27 protein-coding genes are annotated in these 22,721 nt (G+C 63.1%); 17 read left to right on the top strand and 10 right to left on the bottom strand.

What is annotated here, in order from left to right; translation table 11 throughout:
* Positions 1 to 341 precede the first annotated feature (341 nt).
* Positions 342 to 578 carry a type II toxin-antitoxin system Phd/YefM family antitoxin gene (locus ACWGS9_RS17920; RefSeq protein WP_454506497.1) on the bottom strand — a complete coding sequence of 79 codons (237 nt, stop codon included), beginning with the start codon at positions 576 to 578 and terminating at the stop codon, positions 342 to 344.
* A 142-nt stretch (positions 579 to 720) separates the two neighbouring features.
* On the opposite strand from ACWGS9_RS17920, the gene rfaD reads away from it, so the two are divergent.
* Genes rfaD through waaC form a run of 3 tightly spaced genes read left to right on the top strand, consistent with a single transcriptional unit; the run spans position 721 to position 3,616 of the window.
* A complete protein-coding gene (gene rfaD, locus ACWGS9_RS17915) occupies positions 721 to 1,671 on the top strand; it encodes an ADP-glyceromanno-heptose 6-epimerase (RefSeq protein WP_454506496.1) in 951 nt (316 codons plus the stop codon).
* On the top strand, positions 1,644 to 2,651 hold the full coding sequence (waaF, locus tag ACWGS9_RS17910) for a lipopolysaccharide heptosyltransferase II (protein ID WP_454506495.1): 1,008 nt from the start codon (positions 1,644 to 1,646) through the stop codon (positions 2,649 to 2,651). Before rfaD ends, waaF begins: the two co-directional genes overlap by 28 nt.
* Entirely contained in the window at positions 2,648 to 3,616 is a 969-nt protein-coding gene (gene waaC, locus ACWGS9_RS17905) for a lipopolysaccharide heptosyltransferase I (RefSeq protein ID WP_454506494.1), read from the top strand. Before waaF ends, waaC begins: the two co-directional genes overlap by 4 nt.
* Before the next feature lie 248 nt (positions 3,617 to 3,864).
* Here the strand turns inward: waaC and greA are convergent, their stop codons facing one another.
* Positions 3,865 to 4,338: a transcription elongation factor GreA gene (greA, locus tag ACWGS9_RS17900; protein ID WP_027168132.1), complete on the bottom strand. Its 474-nt coding sequence runs from the start codon at positions 4,336 to 4,338 to the stop codon at positions 3,865 to 3,867.
* A gap of 272 nt (positions 4,339 to 4,610) precedes the next feature.
* Positions 4,611 to 5,147, bottom strand: coding sequence for a tetratricopeptide repeat protein (locus ACWGS9_RS17895; RefSeq protein ID WP_454506493.1), 537 nt, complete (start codon positions 5,145 to 5,147; stop codon positions 4,611 to 4,613).
* Between the two features lie 178 nt (positions 5,148 to 5,325).
* Between ACWGS9_RS17895 and ACWGS9_RS17890 the strand changes: the two genes are divergently transcribed.
* From ACWGS9_RS17890 to ACWGS9_RS17850, 9 genes are all read left to right on the top strand, one after another.
* A complete protein-coding gene (locus ACWGS9_RS17890) occupies positions 5,326 to 5,751 on the top strand; it encodes a DUF3775 domain-containing protein (RefSeq protein ID WP_454506492.1) in 426 nt (141 codons plus the stop codon).
* A 114-nt stretch (positions 5,752 to 5,865) separates the two neighbouring features.
* Positions 5,866 to 6,873: an extensin-like domain-containing protein gene (locus ACWGS9_RS17885; protein WP_454506606.1), complete on the top strand. Its 1,008-nt coding sequence runs from the start codon at positions 5,866 to 5,868 to the stop codon at positions 6,871 to 6,873.
* Positions 6,874 to 7,008: 135 nt separating this feature from the next.
* Positions 7,009 to 7,830 (top strand): extensin-like domain-containing protein, encoded by an 822-nt coding sequence (locus ACWGS9_RS17880; protein WP_454506491.1) that lies wholly within the window; start codon positions 7,009 to 7,011, stop codon positions 7,828 to 7,830.
* Between the two features lie 68 nt (positions 7,831 to 7,898).
* The gene (locus ACWGS9_RS17875) at positions 7,899 to 8,606 is read left to right on the top strand and encodes an LssY C-terminal domain-containing protein (RefSeq protein ID WP_454506490.1); all 708 of its coding nucleotides are present in this window, start codon (positions 7,899 to 7,901) and stop codon (positions 8,604 to 8,606) included.
* Positions 8,603 to 8,770 carry a hypothetical protein gene (locus tag ACWGS9_RS17870; protein WP_454506489.1) on the top strand — a complete coding sequence of 56 codons (168 nt, stop codon included), beginning with the start codon at positions 8,603 to 8,605 and terminating at the stop codon, positions 8,768 to 8,770. The genes ACWGS9_RS17875 and ACWGS9_RS17870 overlap by 4 nt, the downstream gene beginning before the upstream one ends.
* A gap of 124 nt (positions 8,771 to 8,894) precedes the next feature.
* Entirely contained in the window at positions 8,895 to 10,205 is a 1,311-nt protein-coding gene (locus ACWGS9_RS17865; protein WP_454506488.1) for a hemolysin family protein, read from the top strand.
* 73 nt (positions 10,206 to 10,278) lie between these two features.
* A complete protein-coding gene (locus ACWGS9_RS17860) occupies positions 10,279 to 10,476 on the top strand; it encodes a hypothetical protein (protein WP_454506487.1) in 198 nt (65 codons plus the stop codon).
* Positions 10,477 to 10,589: 113 nt separating this feature from the next.
* Positions 10,590 to 10,784 (top strand): hypothetical protein, encoded by a 195-nt coding sequence (locus ACWGS9_RS17855; RefSeq protein ID WP_320311443.1) that lies wholly within the window; start codon positions 10,590 to 10,592, stop codon positions 10,782 to 10,784.
* A gap of 71 nt (positions 10,785 to 10,855) precedes the next feature.
* On the top strand, positions 10,856 to 11,026 hold the full coding sequence (locus tag ACWGS9_RS17850; RefSeq protein ID WP_454506486.1) for a hypothetical protein: 171 nt from the start codon (positions 10,856 to 10,858) through the stop codon (positions 11,024 to 11,026).
* Positions 11,027 to 11,052: 26 nt separating this feature from the next.
* On the opposite strand, the gene ACWGS9_RS17845 is transcribed toward ACWGS9_RS17850, so the two are convergent.
* The 4 genes from ACWGS9_RS17845 to ACWGS9_RS17830 form a co-directional block, all read right to left on the bottom strand.
* The gene (locus tag ACWGS9_RS17845; protein ID WP_454506485.1) at positions 11,053 to 12,615 is read right to left on the bottom strand and encodes a DHA2 family efflux MFS transporter permease subunit; all 1,563 of its coding nucleotides are present in this window, start codon (positions 12,613 to 12,615) and stop codon (positions 11,053 to 11,055) included.
* 8 nt (positions 12,616 to 12,623) lie between these two features.
* Entirely contained in the window at positions 12,624 to 13,718 is a 1,095-nt protein-coding gene (locus ACWGS9_RS17840) for an HlyD family secretion protein (RefSeq protein ID WP_454506484.1), read from the bottom strand.
* Positions 13,715 to 14,263 (bottom strand): winged helix-turn-helix transcriptional regulator, encoded by a 549-nt coding sequence (locus ACWGS9_RS17835; protein ID WP_454506483.1) that lies wholly within the window; start codon positions 14,261 to 14,263, stop codon positions 13,715 to 13,717. The genes ACWGS9_RS17840 and ACWGS9_RS17835 overlap by 4 nt, the downstream gene beginning before the upstream one ends.
* Before the next feature lie 153 nt (positions 14,264 to 14,416).
* On the bottom strand, positions 14,417 to 15,454 hold the full coding sequence (locus tag ACWGS9_RS17830; RefSeq protein ID WP_454506482.1) for a DUF1254 domain-containing protein: 1,038 nt from the start codon (positions 15,452 to 15,454) through the stop codon (positions 14,417 to 14,419).
* Positions 15,455 to 15,566: 112 nt separating this feature from the next.
* On the opposite strand from ACWGS9_RS17830, the gene ACWGS9_RS17825 reads away from it, so the two are divergent.
* A complete protein-coding gene (locus tag ACWGS9_RS17825; RefSeq protein WP_454506481.1) occupies positions 15,567 to 16,460 on the top strand; it encodes a LysR family transcriptional regulator in 894 nt (297 codons plus the stop codon).
* A 369-nt stretch (positions 16,461 to 16,829) separates the two neighbouring features.
* Here the strand turns inward: ACWGS9_RS17825 and ACWGS9_RS17820 are convergent, their stop codons facing one another.
* A complete protein-coding gene (locus ACWGS9_RS17820; RefSeq protein WP_454506480.1) occupies positions 16,830 to 17,435 on the bottom strand; it encodes an NADPH-dependent FMN reductase in 606 nt (201 codons plus the stop codon).
* A gap of 89 nt (positions 17,436 to 17,524) precedes the next feature.
* Here ACWGS9_RS17820 and ACWGS9_RS17815 point away from each other — a divergent pair, with 89 nt between their 5' ends.
* A complete protein-coding gene (locus ACWGS9_RS17815; RefSeq protein ID WP_454506479.1) occupies positions 17,525 to 17,893 on the top strand; it encodes a winged helix-turn-helix transcriptional regulator in 369 nt (122 codons plus the stop codon).
* Between the two features lie 170 nt (positions 17,894 to 18,063).
* On the opposite strand, the gene ACWGS9_RS17810 is transcribed toward ACWGS9_RS17815, so the two are convergent.
* Together ACWGS9_RS17810 and ACWGS9_RS17805 are read right to left on the bottom strand one after the other, a co-directional pair.
* Entirely contained in the window at positions 18,064 to 18,267 is a 204-nt protein-coding gene (locus tag ACWGS9_RS17810) for a hypothetical protein (protein WP_454506478.1), read from the bottom strand.
* Positions 18,268 to 18,382: 115 nt separating this feature from the next.
* On the bottom strand, positions 18,383 to 18,778 hold the full coding sequence (locus tag ACWGS9_RS17805; RefSeq protein ID WP_454506477.1) for an acyl-CoA thioesterase: 396 nt from the start codon (positions 18,776 to 18,778) through the stop codon (positions 18,383 to 18,385).
* A gap of 191 nt (positions 18,779 to 18,969) precedes the next feature.
* Between ACWGS9_RS17805 and ACWGS9_RS17800 the strand changes: the two genes are divergently transcribed.
* From ACWGS9_RS17800 to ACWGS9_RS17790, 3 genes are read left to right on the top strand one after another with little or no spacing between them, the layout of a single operon-like run.
* Positions 18,970 to 20,586 carry a GMC family oxidoreductase gene (locus tag ACWGS9_RS17800; RefSeq protein ID WP_454506476.1) on the top strand — a complete coding sequence of 539 codons (1,617 nt, stop codon included), beginning with the start codon at positions 18,970 to 18,972 and terminating at the stop codon, positions 20,584 to 20,586.
* Positions 20,583 to 21,794 (top strand): mandelate racemase/muconate lactonizing enzyme family protein, encoded by a 1,212-nt coding sequence (locus ACWGS9_RS17795; protein WP_454506475.1) that lies wholly within the window; start codon positions 20,583 to 20,585, stop codon positions 21,792 to 21,794. Before ACWGS9_RS17800 ends, ACWGS9_RS17795 begins: the two co-directional genes overlap by 4 nt.
* Positions 21,791 to 22,708: an NAD(P)-dependent oxidoreductase gene (locus tag ACWGS9_RS17790; RefSeq protein WP_454506474.1), complete on the top strand. Its 918-nt coding sequence runs from the start codon at positions 21,791 to 21,793 to the stop codon at positions 22,706 to 22,708. The genes ACWGS9_RS17795 and ACWGS9_RS17790 overlap by 4 nt, the downstream gene beginning before the upstream one ends.
* The last annotated feature ends 13 nt before the right edge of the window (positions 22,709 to 22,721 follow it).

Raw genomic sequence — 22,721 nt, 5'->3', positions numbered from 1 at the left:
ACTTTCTTGTGGAATGACCGACTGAATGCGCCGATGCGCGCGCCCGGTTCGAAATAGGCTGACGATTCCAGGATATCGTGGTTGTACTCATCGACTATGACCCAAAGAGGATAGGGTCAAGGCCGGCGCGGCGGCGTTCAATTTCTGGAATCGCAACGGCGACACGATCGCGACCCGGCTGTGTGGAGGTGATTGCGAGGATGAAGAGGTTCGTGCCGCCGGCTTTCCCGGGAAGGACGGCCACGAAGGCGATGGGTCGGTTCTTGCGGCCTTCGGTCTCGCCGCCGCCATGTTGGCGGTACCACAGATATGGATATCGCCAGACGTCGGCGGCAACAGGTTTAATCACGATCCAACTCTGCAGAGTATTCCTCAAGCATCTCGACATGTTCTGATGGGGCATCCTTCGCGGCGTAAGCGCGGCGGCTGTTGTCGACGAAGCGAGCCTCGTAAGTCTCGATGCTCATCAGGACGTACCTCGGCTTGTTGTGGCGAGTGATAGAGACGGGATGCTGGCTCGCAGCCGCAAGCACGTCACCGAGATTCTGTTTCAGATCGGTCGACGGATACTGTTTCATGAGATGCTCCATTTTGCACATAATAGACAAAATGGACAAAATAGACAAGCATCGAACGGAGACGCAGGACGACGCCTGCTTTGTCGACAGCCCGGCCAGCCTCCCTTATAAGGACCGGAATCGCAAGCAGACAGAGGCTTTTATGATCATCGTCACGGGCGGCGCCGGCATGATCGGCTCCAACATCGTCGCCGCTCTCAACGCCGAGGGGCGTGAAGACATCGTCGTCGTCGACGATCTCACCGACGGCCACAAGATCGCCAACCTCGCCGACCTTCGTATCGCCGACTATCTCGACATGGACGATTTCTGCGCACGGCTCGAGGATGGCGCGCTCGGCCGCATCGAGGCCGTCTTCCATCAAGGCGCCTGCTCGACCACCACCGAATGGAACGGCAAGTTCATGATGGAGGTGAACTACGCCTATTCGAAGCGATTGCTGCACGCTTGCCTGGCGCTGCGTGTGCCCTTCCTCTATGCCTCGTCGGCTTCGGTCTATGGCGGCGGCATCGAGTTTCGCGAGGAGCCCGACTTCGAGCACCCGCTCAACGTCTATGCCTATTCGAAAAAACTTTTCGATGACTATGTCCGTCGCAACGTCTTCGACACCGATCATTCCCAGGTAGTGGGCCTGCGCTACTTCAACGTCTACGGGCCGCGCGAGGCGCATAAGGGCGCCATGGCCTCGGTCGCCTTCCACCTGTTCAACCAGGTCGAGCGCGGCGAGAATCCAAAATTGTTCGGCGCTTATGGCGACTTCGGCCCTGGTGAGCAGAGCCGCGACTTCATCCATGTCGGCGATGTTGCGGAGGTCAATCTGTGGCTGTGGAAACGTGGTTTGAGCGGCATCTTCAACTGTGGCACCGGCCGCGCCCAGCCGTTCCGCGCCATCGCTGAAACGGTGATCGACACACTTGGCCGAGGGCAGATCGAATTCATCCCCTTCCCCGACCACCTCAAGGGCAGCTACCAGAGTTTTACGCAGGCTGATATGTCCCGCTTGCGCGCGGCCGGCTACAATGGCCAATTCCGCACAGTCGAAACCGGCGTCAGGGACTATGTCGAATGGCTGAAAGCCCAACGATCCTCGTGATCGGCCCACGCTGGGTGGGCGACATGGTTATGGCGCAGTGCCTGTTTGCGGCGCTGAAGGAAAAGCATCCGCACGCGGCCATCGATGTGCTGGCGCCGGCCTGGGCGGCCCCCCTGGTCAAGCGCATGCCCGAGATACGCAGCCAGATCGACTTTCCGTTGATGCCGGGAGCGCTCGAATTCCGCAGCCGCAGGCGCTTCGGCCGCCTGCTGCGCGGCCGCTACGACATGGCCTATGTGCTGCCGGGAAGCTGGAAATCGGCGCTGATTCCGTTCTTTGCCCGCATCCCGCATCGTGTCGGCAATTTGCGCGAAATGCGCTACGGCCTGCTGACCGACATCGTGCCGCTGCCCGAAGCTCTGAAACGGCGCACGGCGCGCGCCTATTTCGGCCTCGCGCGCGGCGGCACCTTTCGCGCGCCGAGCCTTACAGTCGACAAGGCCAATCAGGCCGATTTGCTGGCGCGCTTCGGGCTGACCGGCCGGAAATTCGTGGTGCTCATGCCCGGCGCCGAGTTCGGCCCGGCAAAACGCTGGCCAAGCGATCACTATGCCGGGCTTGCCCGGGACATGATGGCCAAGGGTCTGGGCGTCGCTCTGCTCGGCTCCAAGAACGACGCCGACGTGACCGGCGAGATCGCCACCCTGGCGCCGGGCGCCGTCGACCTTGCCGGCAAGACACGCCTCGAGGACGCCATCGACCTGATCGCGGCGGCGAAGCTTGCGGTGTCGAACGACAGCGGGCTGATGCATGTCGCCGCCGCTGTCGGCACGCCGATCGTAGCCGTCTACGGTTCGACGTCGCCGGAAAACACCCCGCCGCTCAGCGAGCGCTCCGAGCTGATCTGGCTTCATCTGTCCTGTTCGCCCTGCCACAAGAAGGTCTGCCCGCTCGGGCATCTCAACTGCCTCAAGACGCTCGATGTTGCCCGCGTCACCGCCGCGGCCGAGCGTTTGCTCAAGGTTCCGGCAGCCGCATGAAAGTGCTGATCGTCAAGACATCGTCGATGGGCGATGTCATTCACACGTTTCCCGCCGTCGAGGACGCGGTACGCAATCGCCCCGACATAGACTTCGACTGGTGCGTGGAGGAGCCGTTTGCGGGGATCGTAGGGCTGCATCCGGCGATTGGAACCATCCACAAGGTGGCGATCCGGCGCTGGCGCAAGACGCTGTTCGATGGCGGCACATGGCGCGAGATGGCCGGGCTGCGCCGAGCGCTGCGCGGCTCCCGTTACGATCTCGTCATCGACGCGCAAGGCTTGTTGAAGTCGGCCCTGGTCGCCATTAAGGCCGGCGCGCCGATTGCCGGCCTCGACCGCGCCAGCGCCCGCGAGCCTTCGGCAACGTTGTTTTATCAACGCAAATACGCCGTGCCGCGCGACCTGCACGCCATCGAGCGCACCAGGCGGCTGTTCGGGCTGGCGCTTGGCTACCAGCCTGATCTGTCGGCGCTACGCTCCGGTATCGCGCCGCCGGCAGGCGGTCTTCGCGGCGTTGAAGGCAAAGCCGCCTTCCTGCTGCACGGCACCAGCCGCGAGGACAAGAAATGGCCGGTTGACGACTGGATCGAAACCGCGCGCCAACTGGCCGACCGGCAGTTCACGCCGGTGGTCACCTGGTCGAATGAGGCGGAAAAATCTGTCGCGGAAGCCATTGCCGCAGCCGTGCCAAGGACGGTGCTGGTTGCGAAATCGCCGCTCGCGGATGTCGCCGCGGTCCTCGGTCGCTCGGCGCTCGTCATCGGTGCCGACACCGGCCTCACCCACCTCGCCAGCGCCTTCGGCCTGCCGACCGTCGCCATCTTCCTGGCGACGGAACCAGGCCTGACCGGCCCGCGCGGGCCGTTCTCGTCAACCTTGCTGGCGCCCGCCGGCGGCAAGGTAACGCCGGCTGAAGTGATAGCGGAGGCCGAGCGGCTGATGCCGCGGCAGGCACTCGGCTGACGCTGATTATTCAATTCAAGCGGGCGTCAGCACTGCCCCTCATTGCCCTGCCGGGCATTTCTCCCCGTGAACGGGGAGAAAGCGGCTGGCCGCGATGCCGGCGCCCATCTGCAAACGCTGAAAATTGGCGAAATCATCGCTCACAGGCCCCTTCTCCCCGTTTACGGGGAGAAGATGGCGGCAGCCAGATGAGGGGCAGCTTGGCGCTTGGACATTGAAACAAAGGCTGGAAGCCCAGCGTTCAATTCCTAGATAAACTGCACCTGGACGATCTCATACCCGCGTGCGCCGCCCGGGGCATTGACTTCGATGGCGTCGCCGACTTCCTTGCCGATCAGCGCACGCGCGATCGGCGACGAGATCGAGATGCGGCCGGACTTCACGTCCGCTTCCTGGTCGCCGACGATCTGATAGGTCTTCTTTTCCTCGGTGTCCTCGTCGACCAGCACGACGGTCGCGCCGAACTTCACCTTGTCGCCGCTGAGCTTGGAGACGTCGATGACCTCGGCGCGCGCGATCAGATCCTCGAGCTCGTTGATACGGCCTTCATTGTGGCTCTGCGACTCTTTCGCCGCGTGATATTCGGCATTTTCGGACAGGTCGCCATGCGAGCGCGCTTCGGAGATCGCCTCGATGATGCGAGGACGTTCCTCCTGCTGACGCCAGCGAAGTTCTTCCTTCAATGACGCGAACCCCTCGCCTGTCATCGGGACCTTGATCATATGCCTGACCTTTCCTGCCGCCACCCCCGTTTTCGGGAGCGGCCTTGTCAATGGGTACAAAAAGAAAACGGTCCGGCAGCCTCGGGCTAACGGAACCGTTTCACCACAATTTCCCCGAATATAGCGATCTTCGCGCGATTTTCACGCCCAAAAATTGAAGTTCGGCAAAATGATCACCGCTTTCGCGGGCCTAGCTGACGGCGAACGACGACAGGCAACAAAAAGCCGGCTGCGGATGCCCGCAGCCGGCCTCAAACAGTGTTGAGGGCAGTTCAGCTCCTCAGGAAATGATCGATCTGCTCCGACAGCATGCCGTATTCGCGCGAGCCCTTGCCGGTCCGCTTTTCGATTTCCTGGAGCTGCTGCTGGGCGCCGGCGAGATCGCCGATCTGCAGATGCGCCTCGCCGAGATATTCGCGCACCAGCGTATAGTTCGGGTCGATCCTCAGCGCTTCCTCGTAATAGCCGAGGCCAACGGTGACGCGGCCCGAATGGCGATGCGAATAGCCGAGATAGTTGAGGATGCGCGGATCCTGCTTGTTGGCGGCGAGCGTCAGCACGGAAATGGCTTCGTCATAGCGCCCGGCCATCGCAAGATCGTGGCCGGCCTCGTAGATGCTGTCGTCATCCAGCATGCCATATTGCGGCACGACGCATTTCTGCTTCTTCTTGTCCCAGACCTCGCCCTTCTTGCATTGGGAAGTGGTTTGACCGCTCCCGCCGCCACTTTCACCGGCAGTATAAGCCGGCGCGGCGAACAGCGGCAGCGCCGCGATAGCGATGACCTGAACAAGCAAACGTCTGCGCATCGAAGCCTCCTTGAGCGTGACAATGGCAGATTAACGCCGTCTCAGTGCGGTTTCATCCCGAAATCCAGGCAGATGCCGAACTATTTTGAACGGCTGGAAAGAAGCCGTTACCTCCGGACGTGACGCGCGCTGCAAATCCGCTATCATCGGGGCCAAGCGCATCACGTGGAGAAGGGCCGTGCAGCAGCGCCTCGATAAGGAATGGGATCTTTCGATCGACCCGGACACCGTTCGCCTGTTCATCCTCAAGGCGAAGGCGTTGAGCGCGGCCGTCAACGAGGATTACGATGACGGCGCCGAGCACGAGGTCGAGTTCGACGGCGACACGCATGCCAGCCATCACCATGACGGCCTTGTCGAGGAAGCCTCGGAAGACCTGACCGAGGAAGAGTTCCGCGAGCTGATCAACGATCTCAACATCGACGAAGCGGCCGAATTGATCGCGCTCGCCTGGGTCGGGCGCGGCGACTATGACGCAACCGAATGGGCGGATGCGGTGGCCACCGCCAGGGACCGCCCCAGAAAGCGCACGGCCAAATATCTGCTCGGCCTGCCGATGCTCGCCGACTGGCTGGAGGAAGGCCTTGAAGCCATCGGCGCGTAACGCGCAGGTAACCGATTGTGATCGGCAAGGCAGGTGAAGCAAGCAACTTCGCAACGCGGACGCCGTTTCGGGGCGATGGCAACGCTGAGCTTTTCACGACTTTGCAGACTGGCGCTGCCTTTGGCGGCTGCGGCCCTGGTGGTTACGCCGGCCATGGCCAAGCATCATCATCGGCATAAACGACACCTGCCGCCGGTCAGCCAGAGCGCCGCCCCGCCACCGGGAACGCCGGTGGCGACACCAGTCCCCGGATCGCGTCCCCCGGATATGGAGAACGGCGCTGAGAAGTCTGCGCAAAGCAAAGGTCGCGCGGACAGCAATGACGACTTCATCAACCAGGAGAAGTCGCACCCGAAATGGGATGCCCATCCGCCGCGTTCGAAGGGTGCTGAATCCGGGACGCAGACGGAACCCGAGCCGCAGACGCCGGAAATTGTCCCCACACCGCCGGAGAAACCGGCCGAACTCGAGCCGGAGCCGCCGGAGACCGCGCCGCAACCACCGGAAAAGCCGGCGGATGCCGGCGAGGAAAAGATGCTTCCCGATCCGCGCTCGGCTGATCTGCCGGCCGACAAGATGCCGGCAGAAGAAACCGCCTGCCGCGAGCGGTTGAAGGCGCTTGGCGTCCAATTCGAGGAGCACAAGGCCGAACACGATGCCGAAATCGGCTGCTCGATTCCTTACCCGGTCATTCTGCAAACACTCGGCAAATCCACCGGCATCAGCGCCGGCACCGAACTCAACTGCCATATGGCCGAGGCGACGGCGCGCTTCGTAGCAGACACCGTCCAGCCGGCGGCGAAGGCCGAATTCGGCGCCGACCTGAAGTCGATCAACCAGGCCTCCGCCTTTGTCTGCCGCCCGCGCAACGGCACGCGCAAACTGTCGGAACACGCCTTCGGCAACGCGCTCGATATCGCCAGCTTCACCTTGTCGGACGGGAGGAAGATCGAGGTCGGGCCGACGCCGCCGGAGAAGGACGCGAAGTTCCTCAACGCGGTGCGCAAGGCTGCGTGCGGGCCGTTCAAGACGGTGCTCGGGCCAGGCGCCGACGCTGATCACGCGCTGCATTTCCACCTCGATCTGGAGCCCCGCCGCCACGGCGGCACTTTCTGCCAATAGGTAAATCCCGGAAGTCTTCGGCGCTTCCGCCCAAGAACAGCGCCGCAATTCCGCCCCATGCGTGAATGCCGGCGCTGATCTTTCCTTTACTCTTGCCGACTAAAATTGTGCCATCCGGGGACAGGATGCCTTTCGATGGCCAAAACACTTGGCGCCATGCTTGCCGCGGCGCGGCGGAATAATTTTGCCCGCTTCGCCGTCGGGCTGGTCGCAGGCGTTGCCACCGCGACAATATCGGCCTGCACGACCGGCGACGTCTTTGCGCTGCAGCCGGCCGTCGATGTCGGCAGCCAGACCGCCGCCGTGCCCGAAGCGCCGCAATATGTCGGCATGCAGCGGCTTGTTCCGTCCAATCCCTACATGACCCAGGCCGCCTATCCGCGCATGGATGAGCCGATGTCGCCGGTCGAGCAGATGCCGGCCAGCGAAATCGACTGCCGCAACGAGTTGAAGCGGATGGGCGTCGTCTATCAGGACATCCAGCCGATCCATGAAGGCCAGTGCGGCATCGATTATCCGGTGAAGGTCTCGGCGATCGGCAGCGTCGCCATGCAGCCGGCGGCAACGCTGACCTGCAACATGGCCGCCACTTTTGCCGCCTGGACAAAAAACGAGCTGCAGCCGGCCGCCCGCTGGCGTTATTTCTCCGGCGTCAAGGCGATCCACCAAGGGTCCAGCTATTCCTGCCGCAACATCGCCGGCGAAGGCGTCCTGTCCGAGCATGGCAAGGGCAACGCGCTCGACGTCATGAGCATCGAGCTCAACAATGGCGACGACATCGACGTCCGTAAGCCCGGCCTGTTCGCCTTCCGCACCCGCGGCTTCCTCAACAATGTGCGCGCCGATGGCTGCCAGTATTTCACCACCGTGCTCGGCCCGGGCTACAATTACGACCACCGCAACCACTTCCATTTCGACATCAAGAACCGCAAAAGCGGCTACCGGGCCTGCCGCTGAGGCAATTCTGCCCAAAAACGGCCAACACCGCATAAAATGGTCGCCCATGGATTTGGGAGCGGTTTGTCGTGGGTGAGCGAAGCCTGAGGCGGCGCGCGACGATCTGGCTGGCGGCGGTTTGCGCCTTCTACCTGGCGCTCGCCTATGTCGCCGCGCCGGGATTCTGGACCTGGCGGGAGCGCGGCTTCCGCACCCGGCCCTTCGAGATGGTGACGCATACGCCACAGGGCATTCCCGGCGACCCGATCAATATCGGCCTGGTCGGCACCGAAAAGGAAGTCGTCCACGCCTTCGCCGTCGCCGGCTGGGATACGGCCGACGCCGTGACGCTGCGGACCGCGATCGACATCGGCGAAAGCGTGTTGTTTTCCCGCCCCTATCCCGATGCGCCGATGAGCCGCCTGCTGTTCGAGGGCCGAGCGCAGGATCTTGCCTTCGAGATGCCGGTCGGCGGCAGCGCCGACCGGCGCCACCACGTCCGCTTCTGGCAGACGGACACCGTCGGTGATGACGGCCGCCCGCTCTGGCTGGGTGCCGCGAGCTTCGATCGCGGCGTCGGCCTCAGCCACGACACGGGCGCCGTCACCCACCATATCGGCCCCGACATCGACGAGGAGCGCAGTTTCGTGATCGGCGACCTGCAGGCCGCCGGTTTGCTGGCATCGACCAGCCAGATACCAGGGATCGGCGCCACCCAAGCCGGACGCAACGGCGGCGGCGATCCCTTTTTCACCGACGGCATGGCGGTGATCGGCGTGTTGAAGACTCCGCAGTGACGTCACGCGCGCTGACGCCAAAGGTGCGCGCGGTCATCGACGCTATGGAGCAATTCCAGCAAAAGTGCGTAGCGGTTGGGCTCGGCGACCTCGCCGTGGCCTTCCGTCCGGAATTGCATCAAAACAAAGAGATAGAGCGGTTCGCCGTTTCCGTGAAACGGTGAAACGCTCTAGTCGGGCATTTGTCGGCACCGATTTTGGGATGCCGCGTGAACAGTGCACCTGTCATCTTCCAAAAATGCCGGCAGGCTATTTTCGAATGCACTGCAGCAATGCTATTGACCGCCCATGCTTTATGTTGAAATTGCCGTCGTTGCCGTCCTCATCTTGGTGAACGGCCTTTTGTCGATGTCTGAGCTTGCCATCGTCTCGTCGCGGCCGGCCCGCCTCAAGGCGATGATCGACCGCAACGTCAACGGCGCCGGCCGCGCGCTGGCGCTCGGCTCGAACCCCGGCAAGTTCCTGTCGTCGGTGCAGATCGGCATCACCCTGGTCGGCGTTCTCTCGGGCGCCTTCTCGGGCGCGACCCTCGGCGAACGGCTGGCGCAATATCTGGCGTCGACCGGCATCCGCGAAAACATCGCCGACCCGGTCGGCGTCGGCATCGTCGTTGCTTTGATCACCTACGCCTCGCTGATCGTCGGCGAGCTCGTGCCGAAACAGATCGCGCTGAAGGACCCGGAGCGCGTCGCCGTCAGGGCCGCGCCCGCGATGACCATCCTTGCCAGAGTGTCGGCGCCGGTCGTCGTCCTGCTCGACCTTTCCGGCCGCGCCATTCTGTGGCTGCTCGGCCAGAGCGGCGAGGCGGAAGAGAAGGTCACCGACGAGGAAATCAAGATGCTGGTCGCCGAGGCCGAGCATCACGGCACTATCGAATCCGACGAGCGCCGCATGATTGCCGGCGTCATGCGCCTCGGCGACCGCGCCGTGCGCGCCGTGATGTCGCCGCGCACCGAGGTCGACTGGCTGAACCTGCAATCCGACGAGGCTACGGTTCGAAAACTTTTGATGGACACCCAGCACTCGCGATTGCCTGTCGGCGACGGCAATGTCGACGCCATGGTCGGCGTCATCCAGACGCGCGACGTGCTGGCGGCCCTTCTTGCCGGCAGGGTGCTGGATCCGCGCCAGCATGTGCGCGCCGCTCCAATCGTCCACGACCAGGCCGACGCGCTCGACGTGCTGCAGAAACTCAAAGAATCGGACGTGCCGATGGCGCTGGTCCATGACGAATACGGCCATTTCGAAGGCATCGTCACGCCGGCCGACATCCTCGAAGCCATCACCGGCGTCTTCCGCTCCGATCTCGAGGCCGGCGAGGAGGAAAACGCCGTGAAGCGCGAGGACGGCTCCTGGCTGCTCGCCGGCTACATGCAGGCCGACGAGATGGCCGAGGTGCTGGGCATCGACCTGCCCGAGAACCGCGACTACGAAACCGTCGCCGGCTATGTGCTGTCGCATTTGCACCACCTGCCCGCGACCGGCGAGTGCGTCGACGCGCAAGGCTGGCGCTTCGAGGTGGTCGACCTCGACGGTCGCCGCATCGACAAGCTGATCGCCACCCGCCTGCCCGACGGCCACCGCCCGGTGGTGCGCTGATAGATCCGTGCCGCGGTTTTAAGAGCGGAAATTTAGGCGATAACTAGCGTTTCTAGGACATGGGGAAAATTCCGTGGCCGAGAGCAAGCAAGAGCGCGACGAACGCCTACAGGCGGAGACGGAATTCCGTATCCAGTTCCTTATGAAGGAAACCGGCATCACCGAGGCCCAGGCCCGCGGCCTTGTCGAGTTGATCGGCATCGATGCGAACTCGCTTCTTCGCGAGGCGCGGCTGCTGAAGAAGTTGCAGACTTCAGTCCCCGCGAGCTGACTCGTAACGGTCACATTTCAAGCATACGCTGCTTTGGTCGTCCGCACCGAGTAGAGGCAAGCGGACGCTTGGAAGCGGTTATCATGCTTTCGCCCCTGTCCAGGGAGGCAAGCGTGTCAGCTTACGGCGTGGCGGATTCCGCCCAGCTCGGCATTCTCACAAAAGCCTTGACCGACTATTGCGCAAAGCATCACGTTGCGGACGATGATGAGCGCGAACGGATCGCGCTCAGGGTCATGGCGCTTTTCGGACGGGGCGTTTCCGACCCAATCCAACTGTCGGCGGAGCTTGAACGGGCTTGCGCCTGATCGGCCTCCGGCTGATTTTCGACTCTCCCAGGGTAGCGCCCGAGCCCCCGCACGAATGTCTGCGGACTATCATGGAGGGGCGCACAATCCGACGGCGCCACTTAGGGCGGCAGTGCGGCTCGCTGAGCTGGGCCGCCGACCGCTACGCTGTTCATGGCGAACTGCTCGCCCGCTCGAGCATCGAGGATTTCGGCGAGGGCCATTCCTTTGGCGGCTCGGTCGGCTTCAGCGTCAAGTGGTAGGCTCCGAGTTGCTGCTTCCGTTCCGCTCAATGCGCGTCCGGAGGCGGCGCCTTCGGCGTCACGTTGCGCAGAAACGGAACCAGCGCCGTGGCGATGACGAAAGCCACCATGATGACCAGGAACGCATCGGCATAGGCCATCGTGGAAGCCTCGCGATAGGCCAGCTGCCAGAGCTGCTTCAGCGAGGCGGCGTGGCCGTCATCGATGGCGCCGGGCAACTGTCCATAGCGCTGCGCCACTTTGTCCAGCAGACGCATGGCCGCCTCGTTCTGCGGCGTCAGATGCGAGGCGATCGTCAAGAAATGGAAATTGGTGCGGTTGTTGAGGATCGCGCCGCAAATGGCGATGCCGACCGCGCCGCCGAGATTGCGCATGGTGTTGAACAGGCCGCTGGCATATTTCAGCCGGTCCGGTGGCAGGCTGCCAAGCCCGAGATTGACACTCGGCGCCACGGCGAAGACCTGCGGGAATCCGCGAAAGATTTGCGGGATGAGGAGCTCGGCGGAGCCCCATTGGCTGGTGATGGCGCTGAAACTCCACATCGATGCGCCGAAGGACGCCAGACCGAACATCATCAGCCAACGCGTATCGAAGCGCTTGGCGAGGAAGATATAGACGGGAACGCCGATCATCGAGGCGACGCCGGTGGAAAACACCGCCAACCCTGTCTGCAAGGCGTTGTAGCCGCGTACGTAACCCAGGAACAGCGGCGTAAGATAGATCGTGGCGAAGATGCCGATGCCGGTGACGAAGGACAGGAAGCAGCCGATGGCGAAATTGCGGTTGCCGAAGGCGCGGAAGTCGACCACGGGCTGCGCATAGGTCAGGCTTCGGATGACGAATAGAACGAGGGTAATTGCGGCGACGATAGCGCCGTCGCGGATCGTCGCGTCGTCGAACCAGTTCCAGCGTGAACCCTCCTCCAGGACGTATTCCGCCGTGCCGAGACTGACTGCCATCAGGGCCATACCGATATAGTCTGCGCCCTTCAGCAATGACGGGTCGGCTTTGTCGATCTTGACCAGAAGCGCAACAAGGATGGTAATGACCACCCCGGGGACGACATTCACATAGAACAGCCAGTGCCAGTTCAAGGTGTCGGTGATCCAGCCGCCGATGACGGGGCCGAGCGTCGGCGCGATCGACGCTATGCTGCCGACGACGGCGGCGGCATAGACGCGCCTCGGGCCTTGGAAATAATGGAAGGACGAGGTGAACACCGTCGGGATCATCGAAGCGCCGAGCAGCCCCTGCAGCGCCCGGAACACGATCATGCTTTCGATGTTCCAGGCAAAGCCGCAAAGCATGCTGGCCAGCGTGAAGCCAGCCGCCGAGATGGTGAAAAGCCATCTGGTGGAAAAGACGCGGGTCAGCCAGCCCGACAGCGGGATGACGATGATTTCCGCCACCAGATAGGAGGTCTGGACCCAGCCGATCTGGTCCTGCGCGGCCGACAGGCCGCCGCCGATATCCTGCAGCGAGGAGGCGACGATCTGGATGTCGAGCAGCGCGATGAACATCCCCACGCACATCACCATGAACGGCAGGATGCTCGCGAAGAAGGATTGCGGGGCGGCCGGCGCTGACATGGAGCCCCTCAGTGCGACCCGGTATCGACGGTGACGACCGTCGACAGGCCTGGCCGCAGCGCGACTTTGCCCGCCTGGTCGCCGTCGATGGCGATCCTGACCGGGACCCGCTGGACGATCTTGGTGAAATTGCCGGTCGCATTCTGCGGCGGGATGACGCTGAAGATCGCCCCCGTGGCCGGCCCCAGGCTGGTGATGTGACCCTTGAGCGGTTGGTCGGGGGCTACATCGGCATAGACGTTCGCGGCCTGTCCGCCGGCCATCGCGCGCAGCTGGTCTTCCTTGAAATTGGCATCGACCCAAAGGCCCGAGACGGGAACGATGGTCAGCAGGTAGCTGCCCGGCGAAACAAAGGTGCCCACCTGCGCCAGCCTGTTGCCGACAACGCCCTCGATCGGCGAGCGGATTTCCGTGAAGCCGAGGTCGAGTTCCGCCGTATCGAGATCCGCCTTGGCGGCAGCGACCTCCGCAGTCGCTTCCGAAATCTGCGTGTTGAGGACGTCGAGTTGCTGCCTGGACGCCGCAAGCGCTGCCCGGGCGGCAGTGACGGATGCCTGCGCCTGGCCGTCGGCTGCGGCGCTCTTCTGGGCATCCTGCTGCGAACCGGTCCTGGCGCTGGCCAGCACCTGATAGCGCTTGGCATCCTGCGCGGTGAACACCGCGGCGGCGTTCTTCGCCTCAAGATCAGCCTTGGCCTGCTCGATCAGCAAGTTCTGCAGCGAGACCTGGGCGCGCAGATTGTCGAGCGCCGACTGCTTCTGCTGCACCGATGCCTGCGCGCGTTCCAGCGCGGCCTTGAACGGCCTGTCGTCGATGCGGATGACAGGCTGGCCCGCTGCGACATGCTGGTTGTCCTCGACGAGAACCTGGTCGATATGTCCCGCGACGCGCGGCGCGAGCGGCGTGACATTGCCGCCGACATAGGCATCGTCGGTCGTCACCAGGAAGCGATTGGCCTGCCACCACTCGGCGCCATACCATCCGGCGGCTGCAATCGCGATCAGCGCTGCCCCGAGCAGCAGCGGCTTACGCCGTTTCCTGGCCGGTTTCGGGATGTCAACGACGGAAGCCTGCAACTCGGTCTGGGAAAGAGCCTTGTTCATCTGCTTTGCGCCTCATCCTGGACGCCATAAGTGTTCTCGACCAGCGGCAGGCCCGAGCCCTGGCTGCTGAAGTGATAGCGTTGGCGCATGCGATCGCTGGCCTTGGGTCCCGTCGCCATGGTGAAGCCGCCGCTGTCCAGTTCCCTTCCGGTCTCGCGGTCGACCAGAACGGGGTCGGCCCAGCGCCCGTCCGCTGTGTCCACCACGACGAGGCTCGGGCCTTCGGGCGCCAGATGCCGGTTGCCCCAGGCAAGCAGGGTAAGGAGCACCGGCCGGAAATCGCGGGCCTTGGCGGTCAGCACATATTCATGACGAAGCGGCCGTTCGCAGTAGACGCGTTTTTCAAACAGCCCGCGCTCGACCAGGCTGTTCAGCCGTCGCGTCAGGATGTTCGGAGCGATATCCAGGCTCTTCTGGAACTGGTCGAAGCGCGTGAGGCCCTGAAACGCGTCGCGCAACAACAGGATGCTCCACCACTCGCCGACCTCGTCGAGGCTGCGCGCGATCGGGCATGGGCGCGTTTCGAAGCTCGTCTTTGCAACCATGGCCAAGGTCCCTTTCAAAATGAAAGTGACTAATAGCCTAGTTAATTGCATTATGCAAGTCACATCGACTCGCGGCGGCTGGCACGGGTGTAGATTGGTTTGAGGGAGGACTTTGCCACGGCAGGTGCGGAACCGCCGGCCGGAAGCAGCGCTTCAACTTACGGGTTGTGCCAGCGGAAATGCCCACGTGTCGTTGAGGATTTCTGCGCGCGGGCGAAAGAGGCGCACCGTGTAATTCCAGCCCGGCGAGATCGGCAGACAGTTCTGGATCTTGCCGTCGCACCCGCCAAACTCAATGGTGACCGAGCCGTCCGCGCTCTTTTTTGCCGTGACGGAGTTCACCGAATAGGCATTGTATTGGTTCGGCTGGAGGTAACCCTTGCTGTTGTAAACGGTGAGCGACCAGAACCCGTCCACAGGCACATCGCCGACGCTGAGCTTGTGGACCGTGCTGCCGTCGTTTCGGGCCGGCGTGATCGGCAGATAGAGCGCGTCCTTCTCCGGGTAGCCCCCCCAAAGCATAGCGCTTCCGATCAGGTGCCTGACCGGGTCGACCTCATTCTCGTTGGCGCCAAACATACGCCGAGTATCGGAAACCGTGGTTCCAAGCTGGACGAGCGCCGCTTGTATTTTTTTCAAGCTTGCCTCATCCCAATCGGGAATTTCGAACGTGCCGGGACGTTCCTGGCTGAACTTGATCGCATCCTGCAAAGTGTGGACCTCATCGACATCGTCCTTGTGCGAGAAGTCGACAAGGAAACGGACGACGACAATGGCGTAGCGCGTGCCGATCATCTCCTTGGTCAGGGTATGGGTACCCGCGCCGTAATACGTGGCCGAAGTGTATTGATCCTGGTTGACGACCTGCATCCCCTCGAAGCGCTTGCCGGCGTCCGGCAGCGCGATCGTCACTGGCCCGGCGTCGAGGTCGACGATCGCAAATGAATACAAGGTGTCGCGATTGGGACGAACAATGCCTTGCTGCACAGGAGGAGCAAGCTCGCGCCCATGCCGGAATTTTCCGAAGCCGCCATTCTTGACCACCCCGGCAAAATTAACGTCGGTCTGAGCGCGATTGTAGTTGTCGACGGTGACGGGGTTGGCTGGTGAGGCGGTCGTTTGTGCCGATGCGACTGAACTTACCATCGCCAGTGACATGGCCGCCAATATCCTCATGCTGGTCTGTGTCATGATGCTTTCCGTACAATGAGCCCTTCCCGCTGCACGGCATAGTAGATCGATCAAATATGGAAATTAACGACCAAGATTGACAGCAAGCCTATCGAATCTGGTAAGCTATGCCATGGACTTGAATGCCACCCGGATGTTTGTCGCGGTTGTCAAAGCCGGCAGCCTCTCTACGGCGGCAAGCCGTCTCGGAATGCCGCTTCCAACGCTGAGCCGCCGAATCCGTGACCTGGAGCGCCAACTCAAGGTGCAATTGCTGGAGCGCTCGGCGCGCGGCACGAAATTGACCGATGCCGGGGCAAGGCTGTACGAGCAGGCCAACCGCGGGATCGAGGCATTGCTGGAAGCCGAGCAGGCCGTGGTGAGCGATCAGGCACGGCTGAAAGGGCGCCTGCGCCTGTCCTTGCCGCAGACGTTTCAGCCATGGTGGGATCTGATCGCCGCGTTCCAGCGCAGCTACCCGGGTGTTCAGGTTTACGTCTACTCAACCGAGCGTCGCATGGACCTGGTTGAGGACGGCATCGACGTCGCCCTTCGTGTGGGTGCGATCGTTCACGAGACCATGGTGGCGCGGCACGTGCTGTCGTATCGCAACATTCTTGTCGCCAGCCCGAAATTGGTGGAGCGCTTTGGCATGCCGGCCGAGCCCGACGCACTTCATCGCTTCCCGTGCGCGGTATGGGCGTCGCGCGTCGATACTGCGGTGCGCTGGGAATTGGGCAGCCATGTGGTCGAGCCCCAGGCGGTCCTGTCCACCAACGATTATCACCATCTGTGCAGCCGCGCGCTCGGTGGCGACGTGGTGACGGAACTGCCGCCGTTCCTGGCGGCCGCGCCCATCCGGAAGAAGCGCCTGGTGCCATTGCTGGCGCAATACCCTTTGCCGGAGTGGTCGATCAACCTGGTCTATCCGCCTCATCGCCACCCATCCACCATCGTCAGGACTTATCTGGACTTCTGCCACGACTATCTTCCAAAAATCGTCCACGCTTGCGATGTCGGTGCCTGAGGGTGAAGGAGCATCTGTAATGCGAGGCTGGAGCGTTGAGCCTCACCTTCGCCAGTCAACATAGTGGGGCATCAGGCAGAAGAGCTGCGGTATCAGCACGACCTTGCCCCTCGAACGGCTGCTCAACCAGTTGATGCGCCAGCCTGGTCCAGCGGAATGCGCTCTCCTGCCTCAGTCTCGAGCCGATCCTGCTGACGCTGTGTGAGGGGGGGCCAGAACCACGCTGACGAACTGAACAATCGGGAACGCCTTGCCAGCTGTATCATCAGGCCAAGACAGATCGGCGAGGTCGTTTCTACAATTCTACAAGTTGAAAAGGGCGGCGCAAGCGCCGCCCTCGAGAGGATGATCTTGGGAAGATGATCTTCTTTAAGCGGCCTGGGCTTCGCTGGCGATCGCGTCGGCGGCACGCGCGGCCTTCAGCAATTTCGCCCACCAGGCGACGTCATTGACCAGCGCGGCGGCCGACTGGTTCAGATGCTCGATGTCCTCGAGCTTCTTCTCGCCCTGGCGGACGGCAAGGAAATCGCCCCAGGCGATATGCACGGCCGACTTGACCGGCGCCATCTGCAACTCGACAGCGGCCAGGCGAAGGTGTTCGACCGCTCGCGAGCCGCCGACCGAGCCATAGCCGACAAAGCCGGCCGGCTTCTTGTTCCACTCATTGGCGGCGTAGTCGATGGCATTCTTCAAGACGGCGGTCGGGCCGTGATTGTATTCGGCGGCGGTGAAGATGAAGCCGTCGAACCCGGCGACCTTCTTCTGCCACCGCTGCGCCACTTCATTTTGCGACGGCGCCCAGGCGGAGGAAGCGACCTCGTCGAAGAAGGGCAGCGGCCAGTCGCGCAGATCGACGATCTCGACGTCGATATCGGCGTGGGACTTGGCGATCTTGGCGATCCACTGCGCCGGTACGTCGGCGAAGCGGGCGGCGCGCGTCGAACCGACGACAATAGCAATTTTGGGCTTGGACATAAGGGGCTCTCCTTGCGGGATTTCTGGTATCGTTTGGATACCGGCGCTATATGTGATACTGACAAACCGGCGCGCAAGGAGGCACGTTTTTGTTACTGAGGCACCCGCACAACACCGAGGACTGCCGGGCCGTGTCGGAAATCCTGCAACGGGTCGGCGACAAATGGACCGTGCTCGTCGTCGGCAAGCTGGGCGGCGGGGCGATGCGCTTCAACGAATTGCGCGCGGCCGTCGGCGGCATTTCGCAGAAGATGCTGACCACCACCTTGCGCGGTCTGGAGCGCGATGGCTTCGTCACGCGAAAAGTGTTTCCGACCATTCCGCCGCGTGTCGATTACGAGCTGACAGAGCTCGGCCACGAGCTGCTGGTGCCGGTCGGCGCGCTCGGCGAATGGGCGCGCAAGAACACCAATCGGGTCCGCGAAGCACGCGCCAGGTTCGACGGCCAGGAGGCCTGAAACCCTTATAGTTCAAGGGATTTTGAACCGATAGATGAGCCGTGCGGCTCAGCGCCGGCTGCGTCGCGCCATCCGATTTTCGATCAGATCCGCAGCGGTCCCGGACTAGCCTTGCACTCGTCCGCGCATAGTCGCCGTGCCAACGAGGAGCCCCTTCAGACAGCCACTTGTCAGGCGCTTGGGGAGGTACCGTTGCAGCACGCCGTCGAGCAGTTCTCCGACTGCGCCGCCCACTTGTCGACCGCCTTCAAATCCCGCATGCACGCAACGCGTGGAAGGTCTTTCCTGACCTCCATATAGGCCGTTATGCCGAGCAGGCAGATCAGGGCGACCAGGGCTGCAACGAGCCAGCCGTTCAGCATGTGTTGACGCATTGTCTTTCCCCCGCAGCCGCAAAGTGAGGCGTGAAGGCAACCATTGGATGTCGCGGAGCGCATCTGCCGTGCGGGCGTTGATACAAATCCGCAAGCTGGGAGGATCAGGATCCCGTCAGTTCTCGGCCGGAACCGGCTTCGGCTTGCCCTCGCCGTCGAGCGCCACCATGACGAAATCGGCATGGGTGACCTTCTCCATCAGGTCGGAAAGGTAGCGCTGCGCCCAGGCCTCGACCTTGAGCACCATCGAAGTGCGGCCGACGCGCTCGACATGCGTGTAGATGCAGAGCGTGTCGCCGATCTTCATCGCTTTGGCGAAGGACATTTCCTTGACCGCGGCGGTGACCACGCGGCCCTTGGCGCGCTCGGCGGCGCGGATGCCGCAGGCAAGGTCCATCTGCGCCATCACCCAGCCGCCGAAGATATCGCCGGCGGCATTGGCGTCGGAGGGCATGGCGAGCGTTCGCAGCGTGAGATCGCCAAGCGGTTTTCCGTCCGCGTAATGTACCATGGGGAGGTCCTTCAACCGCTGCTTTCCTGAACCCGTACCAACGCAGTTGCGATGTCGCAAGCTCTGCTGAAAGCGAAACCTGCGTCGCCGAAGCGGTCGCTTTTTTCACAAGCCATGCCGGAAGCCACGGCGACGCCGCGAGCCGGCTATGTCTAGGGTAAGCCGCAAATTGCGGAGCCCGCTCTTCCATCATGCAGACTTATGATTTCATCGTCGTCGGCTCCGGCTCGGCCGGTTCGGTGGTTGCCGACAAGCTGTCGGCGTCGGGGCGTTTTTCGGTGCTGGTGCTGGAGGCAGGCGGAACCGACCGGCGCTTCTACGTCCAGATGCCGCTCGGCTACGGCAAGACCTTCTTCGACCCGGTCGTCAACTGGAGCTACAAGACCGAGCCGGATCCCGGTCTCGCCGGCAACGCCGATCATTGGCCGCGCGGCAAGCTGCTCGGCGGCTCGAGCTCGATCAACGCCATGGTCTTCATCAGGGGCGCGCAGGAGGACTTCGATGCCTGGGCGGCCGCGGGCAATCCAGGCTGGGCCTATGACGACCTCCTGCCATCTTTCAAGGCGATGGAGGACAATGCGGCCGGCGCCGACCGGTGGCGCGGCGTCGGCGGCCCGCTGCACATCACCGACTGCACGAACGCGGTGCACCCGCTGACCAAACGCTATCTTGCCGCCGCCCAGCAGGCCGGGCTGCCGTTCAATCGCGACTTCAACGGCGCCTCCCAGGAAGGCGTCGGCGTCTACCAGATCACGACAAAGAACGGCCGCCGCATGTCCGCCGCCCGCGCCTTCCTGCGGCCGGCGATGAAACGCGGCAACGTCCATGTCGAGACCAACGCGCTGGCGACGAAAATCCTGTTTGAGGGCAAGCGCGCCGTCGGCGTCGAATATGAGCAGAACGGTGAGAAGAAAACTGTCCGCGCGGGCCGCGAGGTGATCCTTTCGGGCGGCTCGGTCAATTCCCCGCAACTGCTTCAGCTTTCCGGCGTAGGCCCGTCCACATTGCTCGGCGATCTCGCTATCCCGGTCGTCCACGCCAACGACAATGTCGGCGCCAATTTGCAGGACCATGTCGGCATCAATTACACCTTCAGGAGCAAGCTGCCGACGCTGAACCAGATCCTGCGGCCCTGGTGGGGCAAGCTCCTGGTCGGCATACAATACATCCTGCTGCGCTCGGGCCCGCTGTCGCTGTCGATGAACAATGCCGGCGGCTTCTTCCGCACCGACCCGTCGATGACGCGGCCGAACATGCAGCTCTATTTCCAGGCCTTTTCGACCGTCATTCCAAAGAGCGGCGAACGCCCGATCCTGACGCCCGACCCCTGGCCGGGCTTCTCGATCGGCTTGTCCAACTGCCGCCCGTCGAGCCGCGGCGAGATCATGATCCGCTCGAAGGACCCGCGCGACTATCCGAGGATCACGCCCAACGCCTATTCGACCAATGCCGATGTCGACGAAATGCTCGCGGCGGTGAAGTTCGTGCGCAGGATCGCCTCGATGCCGGCCATGGCAGAGATCATCGAGGAAGAGGTTCTGCCCGGCCCGTCGATAAAGTCGGACGCCGACCTGATCCAGGATTTCAGGAAACGCTCGGGCACCGTCTATCATCCGGTCTCGACCTGCCGCATGGGACCGGATGCCGCGCGCGCCGTGGTCGATCCGCGGCTGAGGGTTCATGGGCTGGATGCGCTGCGTGTTATCGACGCTTCAATATTCCCCGACAACATCACGGGCAACACCAACGCCGCCGCGATCCTGACCGGATGGAAAGGCGCCGAGCTGGTTCTGGAGGATCACAAATGAAAATCACCGACGTCAAGACCTGGGTTGTCGGCAACCCGCCGCCCGGCATCGGCGGCAAGTATTTCATCTTCGTCAAGCTCACCACCGATGGCGGCGTGGTCGGCTATGGCGAGGCCTACAACGCGACCTTCTCCGCGCATGTCACCGCTAAGATGATCGAAGACATGGCCGAGCGCTATCTCGTCGGCAGCGATCCGCACGACATCGAGAATTTCTTCCGCCGCGCCTATTCCTCCGGCTTCACCCAGCGTCCCGACGTCTCCGGCATGGGCTGCTTCTCGGCGCTGGAAATGGCCTGCTGGGACATCATCGGCAAGGAAGCCGACAAGCCGGTCTATAAGCTGCTCGGCGGCCAGGTGCATGAGACGCTGCGCTCCTACACCTATCTCTATCCGCACACCGGCAGCGTCCATTCGGAAGATGCGCGCGGCCGCAATGTCTACAACGATCCGGACATGGCCGCCGCCTGCGCGCTTGAATATGTCGAGCAGGGGTTCAACGCCGTGAAGCTCGATCCGGCTGGCCCCTACACCGCCTATGATGGCCATCAGCCGCGCTTGATCGACATCGACCTTTCGGCGCGCATGATCAAGGCTATCCGCGAGGCGGTCGGCACGCGCGCCGACATCCTGTTCGGCACGCATGGCCAGTTCACCGCTTCCGGCGCCCTGCGCATGGCGCGTGCCATCGAGCCCTACGATCCGCTCTGGTTCGAGGAACCGGTGCCGCCGGATATGCCCGAGGTGATGGCGCTGGTCGCCCGCGGCACATCCATCCCGATCGCCACGGGCGAGCGTCTGACGACGAAATTCGAATTCGCCCGCGTCATCGAAAACCGTGCCGCCACGATCCTGCAGCCTGATCTCGGCCGCTCCGGCGGCATTCTGGAGACCAAGAAGATCGCAGCCATGGCCGAGGCCTACCACATCCAGGTGGCGCCGCACTGCTATTGCGGCCCGATCGTAGGCGCCGCCAACATCCAGCTTGCCGTGACGCTGCCCAATTTCCTCATCCTGGAATCACTCAGGCAGTGGGACGGCTTCCACCAAAAACTGCTCAAGAAGAAGATCGAATGGCAGGACGGCAACGTCATCCCCTCGAAGGAGCCCGGCCTCGGCGTGGAGCTCGACGAAGACGTCTGCGACGCGCATCCCTATAGCGGCAAGGACCTGCATCTGCAGATGATGCAGACGCCGCTGATGCCGTGACCCTCGCTTACGCCTTCATCGGCCTCGGCCATCTCGGCGGCAACCTTGCCGCCAGCCTGCTGCGCAACGGCTTTGCCGTCACCGTCTTCGACCGCGACCCTGAAGCGATCAAGCGCTTGGTTGCGCTCGGCGCCACGCCGGCGACCAGCCCGGCCGATGCCGCCGCCCGCGCCGGCAATGCGCTAACCTGCCTGCCCTCGCCGAAGGTCAGCGAAGCGGTGCTCGCCGGTCCGGACGGATTGCTTCGGGGCCTGCCCGCGGGCGGCACCTGGATCGAGATGTCGACCAATGGCCGCGACGAGATACTGCGGCTCGCCGCCCTTGCTTCGGCAAAGCGCATCGAAACGCTCGAATGCCCGGTGACCGGCGGCGTGCATCTGGCGGCCGCGGGCAGGATCACCGCGCTCGTCGGTGGTGGCGCCGCGCTCTATGAGCGACACCGTCCGGCGATCGAGGCGATGTGCGCGAAATCGTTCCTGATGGGACCGCTCGGCTCGGCGGCGGTGATCAAGGTCATCACCAACATGCTGGCCTTCATCCATCTGGTCGCCGCCGGCGAGGCGCTGATGCTCGCCAAACAAGGCGGGCTCGACCTTGCCCAGGCCTACCACGCCATCGTCGCCTCTTCCGGCAACAGCTTCGTCCACGAAACCGAAAGCCAGCTCGTCTTGAACGGCTCCTACGATATCGGCTTCACCATCGACTTGGCGCTGAAGGACCTCGGCTTCGCGCTGGCCATGGGCAGGGATTTCGGCGCGCCGCTCGATCTGGCGTCGCGCGTCAACGCGATCTTCGAAGAGGGCAAGCGCGCCTATGGCGGCGACGCCTGGTCGACCCGGATCGTCAAGCTGCTGGAGGATGCGGTCGGGACGGAGCTTCGCGCGCCGGGCTTCCCGGCCAAGCTCGAACTATAATCCGACAAAATTT

The organism is Mesorhizobium sp. Arg314, from assembly GCF_053714275.1.
This window is presented reverse-complemented; position numbering and strand designations above follow the sequence as displayed.